General features: G+C 60.0%; 8 protein-coding genes. 3 read left to right on the top strand and 5 right to left on the bottom strand.

Translation table 11 applies throughout. The features are described from left to right. Nucleotides 1-636 precede the first annotated feature (636 nt). The 5 genes from DDQ68_RS06075 to DDQ68_RS06055 all read right to left on the bottom strand — a co-directional run bounded on the left by DDQ68_RS06075 (nucleotide 637) and on the right by DDQ68_RS06055 (nucleotide 5,432). Nucleotides 637-897, bottom strand: a complete 261-nt coding sequence (locus DDQ68_RS06075; RefSeq protein ID WP_162549889.1) for an AAA family ATPase — start codon at nucleotides 895-897, stop codon at nucleotides 637-639. Nucleotides 898-1,016: 119 nt separating this feature from the next. After that, nucleotides 1,017-1,655: a sce7726 family protein gene (locus tag DDQ68_RS06070; RefSeq protein WP_109655504.1), complete on the bottom strand. Its 639-nt coding sequence runs from the start codon at nucleotides 1,653-1,655 to the stop codon at nucleotides 1,017-1,019. Then, nucleotides 1,652-3,148, bottom strand: a complete 1,497-nt coding sequence (locus DDQ68_RS06065) for an exonuclease domain-containing protein (protein WP_109655503.1) — start codon at nucleotides 3,146-3,148, stop codon at nucleotides 1,652-1,654. The genes DDQ68_RS06070 and DDQ68_RS06065 overlap by 4 nt, the downstream gene beginning before the upstream one ends. 487 nt (nucleotides 3,149-3,635) lie before the next feature. Further along, the gene (locus DDQ68_RS06060) at nucleotides 3,636-4,106 is read right to left on the bottom strand and encodes a PA2169 family four-helix-bundle protein (RefSeq protein WP_109655502.1); all 471 of its coding nucleotides are present in this window, start codon (nucleotides 4,104-4,106) and stop codon (nucleotides 3,636-3,638) included. Nucleotides 4,107-4,199: 93 nt separating this feature from the next. Then, nucleotides 4,200-5,432, bottom strand: coding sequence for an AI-2E family transporter (locus DDQ68_RS06055; protein ID WP_245897336.1), 1,233 nt, complete (start codon nucleotides 5,430-5,432; stop codon nucleotides 4,200-4,202). 177 nt (nucleotides 5,433-5,609) lie between these two features. Here DDQ68_RS06055 and DDQ68_RS06050 point away from each other — a divergent pair, with 177 nt between their 5' ends. The 3 genes from DDQ68_RS06050 to DDQ68_RS06040 all read left to right on the top strand — a co-directional run bounded on the left by DDQ68_RS06050 (nucleotide 5,610) and on the right by DDQ68_RS06040 (nucleotide 11,546). Continuing rightward, on the top strand, nucleotides 5,610-7,526 hold the full coding sequence (locus DDQ68_RS06050; protein WP_109655501.1) for a DNA topoisomerase IV subunit B: 1,917 nt from the start codon (nucleotides 5,610-5,612) through the stop codon (nucleotides 7,524-7,526). A 97-nt stretch (nucleotides 7,527-7,623) separates the two neighbouring features. Continuing rightward, nucleotides 7,624-8,076, top strand: coding sequence for a CHRD domain-containing protein (locus DDQ68_RS06045; protein WP_109655500.1), 453 nt, complete (start codon nucleotides 7,624-7,626; stop codon nucleotides 8,074-8,076). Nucleotides 8,077-8,822: 746 nt separating this feature from the next. Further along, entirely contained in the window at nucleotides 8,823-11,546 is a 2,724-nt protein-coding gene (locus tag DDQ68_RS06040) for a DNA gyrase/topoisomerase IV subunit A (RefSeq protein WP_109658332.1), read from the top strand. The last annotated feature ends 60 nt before the right edge of the window (nucleotides 11,547-11,606 follow it).

Raw genomic sequence — 11,606 nt, 5'->3', positions numbered from 1 at the left:
AAATAATGCCAGGATTTCCAACTGACAATTGAAGTCTCAAATCGTACTAACAGCGCACGAAGTGGAATGCGAAAACGAAGTAGGGTGCGGGGCTTGCCCCCGCCCGTCCTTGAACGGTTCGGTCGGATTTCGTTCCACGACGGGCGGGGACAAGCCCCGCACCCTACTTCGTGACGAGTATAACAGCGTACGAAAAGAATTAAACCAGGCCCAGGTACGCTCGCAAACGAAGTGGTTTTTATACGATTTTTCGTTAAATAGTCGTTTTTGTCCAGGCTTCGGTTTTTTCGATTACGCGGATTCTCTTTCACGTCGGGAATGATACCATGTTGAAAACAAAAACGTCGTAACTTTTTGTAATCAAACTTTCCCCCCATATTTAGTCGTACCCCTTTCAGCTTAATGCCCGCGGCCTTGCACCAAGCCACCAGCCGCTGAAACTGCGGAATAATATCGAATAAGTCGTTGTGATTCCCCGCATAAGTACCCATTGATAAACAGCTTATGTCAAAATAGACGGCTATGCTGAGCTTATTGAAGCATATATGCTGCGTAAATAATTGTAAACATTGTACTTATTCCCGAATAAGAGATGCTTCGACTACGCTCAGTATGACGTTTTCTACATCAAACTAATTAGCAACGGGTACTTAGTTTCATTCCAATTGTAATACTTTCCCCTTCCGTTCCCCAACGTTGAACAATCCCCATTCCCTCCCTATCCATCACGGCTTGGTCCAGCCCGCGCGCGAACACGTCGCGTACGAAGCGCAGGGCATCCATCACATTGCTTTTGCCGGAGCCGTTGGGGCCCACCAATACCGTGAGCGGCGACAAGGAAATATCGATATCCGCGACGCTGCGGAAGTTCTTGACGCGCAAGCGGGTTAAGCGCATGGGCAGCTCGGCGCGCTTGGCGGTGGGTTCAGGTTTTGGGGCCACAGCTACAAAAGTAACTTACTCGTGGATGGGTTGCTGCCTGGTCGCATCAGATGCCAAATTGTCTCTCCAGCCACCTATTTCGCCTTTTTTGCCGTCGGTTTAGGGCCCCGGACGGGCCGCTTCGGCCGCCGCTGCCGGATGGCGGCTAGCCGGTCGCGCTCGACCTTTCGTGCGGCGCGGGCCAGCAGGCGCTGGGGCAGGCGGGCCATCAGCCGCTCGCGTACGTACTGGGCCAAGTGCGCCAGCGGGATGCGGTTGTTGGTGCGCAGCAGGTGGGCAATGTCGCGGCCCCGCAGCGTGCTCACGCCCGTCAGGCCCAGGGCCAGCAGGAACTGCTTCACCTCTTCGAGCAGGAGCAGGGCGGCGATGGGGGCCCGCGCCACAGTGGCGTTGTAGGCGGCCGGGCGGTGCGGGCGCAGGCCGTCCTCGGTGGCCACCAGGATGCCCACCCACGCGGGCAGTAGCGGCAGCAGCTTCGGCAAGTGCTTCTCCGTCACCATGAACGTGACGAAATCATACGCCGCGGCGTAGCAGCGCAGCTGGTTGGGCACGCGCTGCAAAGTGTCGTGGTCGCCCTTTACCTCGTAGCCGTGCATGAAGTGCTCGGTGATGTGCACCACGTCGGCGCGGGTGCTGCCGGTGGGCAGCTCGTCCACGTACACGCCGCCGGCCAGCAGCGGGTAGAGCAGGGCCCTGATTGCCGGGTCGTTCACGCAAATATCTTCACCTCCTCGCCCTTGTGCTTGGTGCGTAGGTACTGGCGGATAATCTGTTGCGTGTCCTTGTTGTCGGTGTACGACTTAATGACGTCGCGGAAGTCGCCGATGCGGCGGGCCGTGAAGGTTTCGTCCACGTAGGCGAAGCCCAGGTAGCGGCCGTTCTCGACCAGCACGATGGTTTTTTCCAGTTCGGTACGGCCCGCGCCAATCACCACGAACGACTGGTGCTCGTAGGTGATGCTGTCGATGGCCTCGTCCACACGGGTGTTGTAGGCCTCGGGCGCCTCCTGGCCCACGCAGGCCCCCAGGCAGCGGTGCACTTGGTAATCGAAGCAGGCGCCGGGCGTTTTGTAGAGGCCGCACAGCTTCTGGCACAGGTTGTACTTGGCCACCTTGTGGTACAGAAAGCCCTGGGCCTTGTACTGGTTGGCGAGGGCGATGATGGGAATTTCGGCGTTGCGGGCGTCGGCGCGGCCATAGAGCAGGCGCTTGTAACCCTGCTCATCCACGCGCAAATAGATGCCCGCCGGGAATACCGAGCGCCGCTGGGCCCGGTTGTAAGCTGGCTTGAGCTGCTTAATCAGGTGCGATTCATACAGCAGCGCCACCAGCTCCGAGCCGGTCAGCTCCCAGGTAATGTCGGCAATGGAGTTCTTGAATTCCAAGCTTTTGCGCGACTTCACATCGACGGCAAAGTGTTGCTGGATGCGCTTGTAGATATTGATGCTCTTGCCCACGTAAATCACCTCGCCGGCCTCGTTATGGAAGTAGTACACGCCCGTGGCCTGAGGTAGCGCGGCCACCATTTCGGGGCTGACGAGCGGCGGTAGCAGGGCCGTTTTAATGGCCTGCTGCACCACGGCCACGCGCCGTGCCGAGGGCGCTTTGGCAGGGGCCCCGGCGCCCTCGGGCCGGCGGCCGGCGGGAGCCAGCGCATCTACCTGGGCCAGCGTGTCGGCGGTGGGGGCCCCGGGGGCCCCGGCTTCGCCTTCCTGCGTAATGCCGAGCAGGCGGCCGAAGAGCAGGGCCGTGGCGTGGGCATCGCCGGCGGCGCGGTGGCGGCCGTTCAGCGGGATGCCGATGTTCTGGCACAGCTTGCCCAGGCTGTAGCTGGGCTGGCCCGGAATGAGGCTGCGCGAGAGCCGCACAGTACACAGCGTTTTGCGCGAATAATTGTAGCCCAGGTCGGCAAATTCTTTCTTCAAGAACGAGTAGTCGAACCGCACGTTGTGGGCCACGAACACGCAGCCTTCGGTGATCTCGACCACCTTGCGCGCCACCTCGTGGAACTTAGGCGCGTCGCGCACCATGTCGTTGGTGATGCCCGTGAGCTGGGTGATGAACGGCGGAATGCTGCGCCCGGGGTTGAGCAGGGTGGCGTACTCACCGATGATCTTTTCGCCGTCGTGGATGTACACGGCAATCTCGGTGATGCGGTCCTGGGCGGGTTGGCCGCCGGTGGTTTCTAAATCGACAATGGCGTACAAAGGGCAGCGGAAAATGGCGGGCGGAAGATCAGGCTAACAAATTTAGCGTCCCGGAAGGTTACAACGCGCCCCGGCCGGGGCACCACAAAAAAAGAGCGGCCCGGGGGCCGCTCTTTTTAGCAATCAATTAGGCGAATCGTCAGTTGCTGGTTGTCGGTTATCAGAATATTTATACAGACCGACAACCGACAACCAGCAATTAAGTGCTCACACACAAGTAAGCGTATTGAATTGAACGTCATGCTGAGCGCAGTCGAAGCATCTCTACCTCGCAAGTAAATAATTACTATTGCGGTAGAGATGCTTCGACTGCGCTCAGCATGACCGCCTTTTTTGCTACGGTTACTTTTGCGCGACTACTTAACTGATGTTACGCAGTCCTTTCGTCAGCTTACTGGAAACAGGCTTTTGCAGTCCATACAAGTACCCTTTCCAGCAGATAGCTGCAGGTGCTGCGTAACATCAGTTAATAACAGGCCGCGTCAGCTTAGTTGGTTTTGTGGGCTGTGAGCCAGTTTTTGGCTTCCAGCACTTTGCCGTGCTGCTGCTGGAGCACGCTTTTCACGTCGGCGGGTAGGTCCTTGGCGGCCAGGGCGGTTTCGTAGCCTTTCAGGGCCGCGGCTTCGCCGGTTTCGGCGGCTGCGAGCACGGCCGAATCGTCCTGGCTGGTGATGGCTGATTTGATATTGATCCAGCCGCGGTGCACGGCGGCGGCGGCGTCGGTGGCCACGCTCTCGATGGTGTTCGAGTTGGCGGCGTCGATGCCGTACTGCTGGGCGCAGCGTTCCAGGTCGGAAATGAAGCCGGCGCGCTGCTGCGAAAACTGGCCGAGCTGCGATTTCAGGTCGGCGCTTTTTACTTCCTCGGCGGCTTCCTGGTAGCCTTTGGTCGAGGCGCGGTTGAGGTTGAGTAGATCGGTGAGGGCTCGGGTGGTAGTGTCGGTGAGGGTGCTAGCCATGGTATAATCAGGTTGAAAGTGGGGGTGGAAAAGAAGTGCTGGACTTGTGCAAGAATTTACGGCCCCCCCCGGCGCGGGGTTGCGCCCGGGGCCCTACCCGGGCCGTAATTTGTGCCAGGCGCGCATAAAAAAGCCTTCTTTGGCCGACGAATTTGCCAATTTCAACTCGGCGCCGTCGCTCACGTCGCCCAGCAAAAAGCCCCACGGCTCCGTGTTCTTGTTGGCGTCGAACACCACCTTGAGCACGGCCACCAGCGGAATGCTGAGGATCATGCCCGGCGTGCCCCACAGCTCACCCCCCAAAATGAGGGCAATGATGGCCGCCATGGGGTTAATGCTCACCTTCGAGCCCGTCACCATCGGCGTGATGAAGTTGCCTTCCAGAAACTGCACGAATACGAACACCCCCACCACGCCCAGCGCTTTGGTAGGCGAGCCCGTGTCGACGAGCGTAACCAGGGCTGGAATGGCCGAGCCCACCAAAATGCCGATGTAGGGAATAATAGCCAGCACCGAGGCGAAGATGGCGAAGAACACGGCGAATTTCACCCCCAGCACCAGCAGGCCGATGGAATTCAGCACCGATACAATTACAATCACCGTGAGCAGGCCCTGGATGTAGGCCTGCACCACCACCTGGATGCTATCCATGGTGTGCAGTACGTCGGTGCGCCGGTCGGGCTTCACGAAGCGAAACAGGAACTGCCGCATGTGGTCGCGGTAGTAGAGGAAGCAGAAAATGTAAATCGGCACCAGCGTCGTCACGCTCAGCACGCCGGCCGTGGTGCTGAGCGTGGAGCCCAGGTAGCCGCCAGCCGATGACTTGAACGATTCCAGGCCGGATTCGATGAGCTGGTCTTTGCTGATGGGCTGGTAGCCAAATTTGTGGCTGGCCCACTGCTGAATCTGGTCGAAGTACTGCACGGCCCGCTCTTGCAGCTTGGGCAACTCGTCGCGCAGGCTCATAATCTGCGAGCCGAACAGGTAGAACATGCCCAACAGCGCCACAATTACGAGGAGCAAAGCGAAGATGATGGCCCAGATGCGTGATAGCTTCCAACGCTCGAAGCGCAGTACCAACGGCAGCAGCAGCACCGAGAGCAGCGCCGCGAACAGGATGGGTAGCAGAATGCTGTCGAGCGCGTGCAGCACGTACACCAGCAGCGTGAGGCCGATGAGCAGGAAGGTGTAGTGCACAACCCCCGACTGCTTCACCTCGGCCGGGGCGTGGCGCTGCATGGGCGAGGGCAGGTTGCGGGGGGGGGTGAAGTTGTTGGGCGGCGGCATCGCCCGCGGTGGGGTGGTGGGGATAGGAGACGGTTGCATGAGCGCGAAGAAGAAATGCAATGAAGGCCGTGACGAACCAAGCGCCGCCGGCCGATGGTGGTGAAACGACTAACAGGATTGGCGACGCTGGCTAAGCTGCCTGGCAGCCCGGCCGGCGGTTGGCCACCGTTTTGTGCGTTATTTTACCCAGCAATTGCCCCATACGGATTTTTACCCATGAGCGACGAACTCACTCCCGCGGCCCCCGCCCACGGCTACACCGAAGACAGCATCCGCTCGCTCGACTGGCGCGAGCACATCCGCCTGCGGCCCGGCATGTACATCGGTAAGCTCGGCGACGGCTCGGCCTACGACGACGGTATTTACGTGCTGGTGAAGGAAGTCATCGACAACTGCATCGACGAGCACGTGATGGGCCACGGCCGCACCATCGACATCAAAATCTCGGAGCAGCGGGTGCAGGTGCGCGACTACGGCCGCGGTATCCCGCTGGGCAAGGTCGTGGACGTGGTGAGCAAAATCAATACCGGTGGTAAGTACGACTCCAAGGTATTCCAGAAGTCGGTGGGCCTCAACGGCGTGGGCACCAAGGCCGTGAACGCCCTGAGCGGCTACTTCCTGGTGCAGAGCGTGCGCGAAGGGCTGATGAAGTCGGCTGAGTTTGCCCAGGGCCGCCTCGTGCAAGACCCCAAGCCCCAGAAAACGCCGCAGCGCAACGGTACGCTGGTCACTTTCCAGCCCGACGACACCATTTTCAAGAACTACCGCTTCATCCCGGAGTACCTGGAAAACCAGATGTGGAACTACGTGTACCTCAACGCGGGCCTCATCATCAACTACAACGGGCAGAAGTACTTCTCCGAAAACGGCCTGCGCGACCTACTCGGCCGCAAGGCTGATGTGGAGCACCTGCGCTACCCCATCGTCCACCTTAAGGGCCCCGACATTGAGCTGGCCCTGAGCCACGGCAACGACTACGGCGAGGAATACTACTCGTTCGTGAACGGGCAGTACACTACCCAGGGCGGTACCCACCTGGCCGCCTTCCGCGAGGCGGTGGTGAAAACGGTGCGCGAGTTTTACAAGAAGGAATTCGACGCGGCCGACATCCGCGGCTCCATTGTGGCGGCCATTTCGGTGCGCGTGCAGGAGCCGGTGTTCGAGAGTCAGACTAAAACCAAGCTCGGCTCGATAAACATGGGCGACGAGGGCCCCACAGTGCGCGGCTTCATCCTGGACTTTGTGAAGGAGCACCTCGACAACTTCTTGCACAAGAACCCCGCTACCGCCGAGGCCCTGCTCAAGCGCATCACGCAGAGCGAGCGGGAGCGCAAGGACATGGCCGGGGTGAAAAAGCTAGCCAACCAGCGCGCCAAAAAAGCCAACCTGCACAACCGTAAGCTGCGCGATTGCCGCTTTCACCTGGGCGAAAACGCTAAGGATGGGGCCGAAAAGGAGCTGCTCACCACGCTCTTCATCACCGAGGGCGACTCGGCCTCGGGCAGCATCACCAAGAGCCGCAACGTGGAGCTGGAGGCTGTGTTCAGCCTGCGCGGCAAGCCGCTGAACTGCTACGGCCTAAAGAAGAAAATAGTGTACGAAAACGAGGAGTTCAACCTGCTTCAGCACGCCCTGAACATCGAGGAAGGCATCGAGAACCTGCGGTATAACCGGGTGGTCGTCGCCACCGACGCCGACGTGGACGGCATGCACATCCGGCTGCTGCTGCTCACGTTCTTCCTCCAGTTCTTCCCCGATTTGGTGCGCAATGGCCACGTGTTCATCCTCGAAACGCCGCTGTTTCGGGTGCGTAACAAGAAGGAAACTATTTACTGTTACAACGAGGGCGAGAAGCAGGCCGCCATGCGCAAGCTGGGCAAAAACCCCGAAATCACCCGCTTCAAGGGCTTGGGCGAGATTTCGCCGGAGGAGTTCGGCAGGTTTATCGGCGATAACATCAAGCTGGAGCCCGTGATTTTGCAGTCCGACCGCAGCATTCAGCAGGTGCTCACCTACTACATGGGTAAAAATACGCCCGACCGTCAGCAGTTCATCATTGAAAACCTGCGCCTGGAAAAAGACCTCGTGACCAGCGACGCGCTGCCCGCCGCTGAGGTGGTGGAAGCGGAATAGGGCCCCGAGGGCCCGGCGGGGAATAATCTCTAAACTTAATTCGAACAAGCTCGTTTAAGGCTTGCACAAGCATTTTACTTAACCGCCCTACGATTACATGAAAAATTTACTCGCTTCCCTCTTACTCTTGGCTGGTCTGATGACCGCTACGGCCTGTAAAAAAGAGACCACTAACATTGCGCCGGTGCAGCCCACGCTGGGCACCTTCAGCGGTAGCCAGCAAGTACCGGTTGTGACTTCCGCCGCCACGGGCACTATCACCGGCACCTACGATAAAACGGCGATGGTGCTGACATACACCGTCACGTTTACGGGCCTGACGCCTATAGGGGCACACCTTCACATGGGGGCCCCAGGCGCTAATGGCGGCATTTTTTACGTCTTTCCTTTTAATAACGCCACCGGCGACGGTTTCGTATCGCCTATTACTGGCACTAAGCAGCTTACCATGGATCAGAACACGGCCTTGCTTAACCACGGGGTGTACGCTAACCTGCATACTATGACTTATAAGGGCGGCGAAATCCGGGCCGACATGACGGTAAACTAGTCTTTTTTAGTTACTGTGAAAAGCCCCCGTTCGATTATTCGGGCGGGGGCTTTTGCGTTGAAATCAGCCAGTCTTACGGGCCCATTACCTGGGTTTGCAGGCTGGTGATGATGGCGAGTGGCTCGGTTCTCCCCGAGTCCTTCACGCCGTTATCGGTCAGGGCCTCATTGAAGGCCACACCGAACAAGCCGCTCTCCTGGGTAGCAAACAGCCCTGCTCTCGTGGGCGGCCATCGTAATGAGGACCTTGTACACGAGGGGCCCCGGTGGCGTGCCCAATCTGGTCGATCAGGTTGGCGCGCAGCAGCGTCACGTGCCGGGCGTTGTTCGAGGTGAGCAGCGGGTTGAACGGGCTTTCGGCGATGAGATTTGCCGGGAGGCAGCGCCGGCGACACGAGCGGCTTACGGGGGCCCCGAAGCCACTTTTGCCCCGGGCGGGCGGAACTTTCCGGGGGCCCCAAGCCTTGCCAGAAGTTGCGCCGCCGCCCCGCCGCCGGTACATTTGACTGCATCTTGCCGCTCACCCGTTTGTTCTTCGTGGATACACCCCTTACCCCCGGTCCCGCCTCGCTGTTCCCCGCCGACGAGTCCCGCGCCTCCGACGCGTCGGAACCCAACCCTTATCTTCAGGCCGGCGATTCGGTCGATTTTGACCTGGGCGCGTTTTCGCCCGCCGCCGAGGAAGACGCCGAGCTCGCTGCCGGCGACGAGGCCCTCACCGCCCAGCTCACCGCTGAAAACGAGCCCCTGGCCGAGGCCGAGCCGCAGGAGGAGGAAAACCCCAAATTCGCGCCCGGCGAGGTCATTCACGACGTGGCCACGGTGCGGGGTATGTATCAGAACTACTTTCTGGACTACGCCTCCTACGTGATTCTGGAGCGCGCCGTGCCCGCCATTGAGGACGGCCTCAAGCCCGTGCAGCGCCGCATCCTGCACGCCATGAAGGAGATGGACGATGGCCGCTTCAACAAAGTGGCCAACGTGATTGGCCAAACCATGCAGTACCATCCCCACGGCGACGCCAGCATCGGCGACGCCATGGTGAACCTGGGCCAGAAGGACCTGCTCATCGAAACCCAGGGCAACTGGGGCGACGTGCGCACCGGCGACGGCGCGGCGGCCCCGCGCTATATCGAGGCCCGCCTGAGCAAGTTTGCCCTCGACGTAGTGTTCAACCCCGACACCACCGAGTGGCAGCTCAGCTACGACGGCCGCAAGCGTGAGCCCACCACGCTGCCCGTCAAGTTCCCGCTACTGCTGGCGCAGGGTGTGGAAGGCATTGCCGTGGGCCTGAGCACCAAGATTATGCCCCACAACTTCTGCGAGTTGTGCCAGGCCAGTATTGCGGTGCTGCGCGGCAAGGAGGTGCAACTGCTGCCAGATTTCTCCACCGGGGGCCTGTGCGACGCGACGCACTATAACTCGGGGATGCGTGGGGCCAAAATCCGGCTGCGCGCCACCATCGAGAAGGTGGACAAAACGCTGCTCATCATCCGCGATATTCCCTACGGCTCCACCACTACGGCGCTGATGGAAAGCATCGTGAAGGCCAGCGAGGCCAATAAAATCAAGATTAAGAAGGTGGTGGACAACACGGCGGCCGTGGTGGAGATCCAGGTGCAGCTGCCAGCCGGCGTCTCGCCCGACCTCACCATGGACGCGCTGTATGCTTTCACCGACTGCGAAATCAGCATCTCGCCCAATACCTGCGTCATTATTGACGATAAACCCCGCTTTGTGGGCGTGGAGGACGTACTGCGCCAGAGTACTAAGGCCACGGTGCGCCTGCTGGAACGCGAGCTGGAAATCCGGCAGGAGGAGCTGTGGGAGCGGTGGCACAATGCTTCGTTGGAGAAGATTTTCATTGAAAACCGCATCTACCGCCGCATCGAGGAAGCCGAAACCTGGGCGCAAATCCTGGAAACCATCGACGCGGGCCTGAGGAAATTCGTGCGCGTGGACGGCGACAAGCCCAAGGCCAACGACCAGCGCGTGGTGCTGCGCCGCCCCGTGACGGAGGACGACCTGACGCGCCTGACCGAAATCCGCATCAAGCGCATCAGCAAGTTCGATGGCTTCAAGGCCGACGATTACCTGCAAAAGCTGACCGACGAGCTAGCCGAGGTGGCCGACCACCTGGCCAACCTCACCCGCTACGCCGTAGCCTACTTCGAGGGCCTGCTGAAGAAGTACGGCGCAGGCCGCGAGCGCAAAACGCAGCTCCGCACCTTCGACGTGGTGACGGCCCAGAAGGTGGCCGTGGCCAACCAGAAGCTGTACGTAAACCGCCAGGACGGCTTTGTGGGCTTTGGGCTGAAGAAGGACGAGTTCGTGTGCGACTGCTCAGACCTCGACGACATCATTGCTATCAAGCGCGACGGTACGTTTGTGGTGAGCCGCATTGCGGAGAAAACCTTCGTGGGCAAGGACATCCTGCACGTCGGCGTGTACAACAAGAACGACGACCGGCTGGTGTACAACATGGTGTATGTGGACGGGGCCTCGGGTATCAGCTTCGCTAAGCGCTTCCTTGTCTCGGGTATCACCCGCGACAAGGCCTACGACCTGACCAAGGGCACCAAAGGCACCAAAATCCTGTACCTCACGGCCAACCCCAACTCGGAAAGCGAGATTGTGACCATCCAGCTCAGCGACAAGGCCGCGGCCCGGGTAAAGCAGTTCGACTTCGACTTCGCCGAGCTGGCCATCAAGGGCAAGGGCTCGATGGGCAACATCGTGACCAAGCAGCTCATCAAGAAAATTGCCCAGAAGAGCCGGGGCGACAGCACGTTGGGCGGCCGCGAAACCTTCTTCGACGCCGTAGTGGGCCGCCTCAACACCGCCGGCCACGGCCGCTACCTGGGGGCCTTCGACACCGACGAAACGGTGCTGGTGGTGTTCCGCAACGGCAGCTACGAGCTGACCACGCCCGACCCGGGCAACCATTACGACGTGCCCAACATTGTACTGCTGCGCAAGTACGACCCTGAAACGGTGCTCAGTGCGGTGTATATGGATGGCGATACGAAGATCCACTACGTCAAGCGTTTCCGTATCGAAACTAGTACGCTGGGCAAGCCTTTTACCTTCATCACCGAAACCAAGGGCTCGAAGCTACTGGCCATTACAGCTCATCCCGAGCCGCTGGTGGAAGCGAAAGTGCAGAAAGACAAGAAGGGCGATAAGGAAACCGAGAAAATCGGCCTGCACGAGTTCATTGACGTAAAGGGCTGGAAGGCCATGGGCAACAAGCTGAACTACTACAAAATCCACGCCCTGGACCTGCTTACCGACGAGGGCCCCGAGCCCCAGCGCCGCGAGGCCGCACGCAAGCGCGCCGCCGGGGCCCCCACGCCCGACGCTGCCGAAACCGCCGTGCTCGATGAAGGTACCGTGGCCGTAACGGCCGAGGAAGTAGCTCAGGCCCGCGAAGTGGCCAGCCGCTCTAAGGCGCAATTGGGCTTGTTTTAGCAGCTGTGCGCGGCGGCGGGCTTAGGCAGTGGGGGAGGTGGCTGGGGCGGGCCGTGCTGG

Origin of the sequence: Hymenobacter nivis, assembly GCF_003149515.1 — a bacterium.
In the GTDB taxonomy this organism is placed as follows: Bacteria; Bacteroidota; Bacteroidia; order Cytophagales; family Hymenobacteraceae; genus Hymenobacter; species Hymenobacter nivis.
This window is presented reverse-complemented; position numbering and strand designations above follow the sequence as displayed.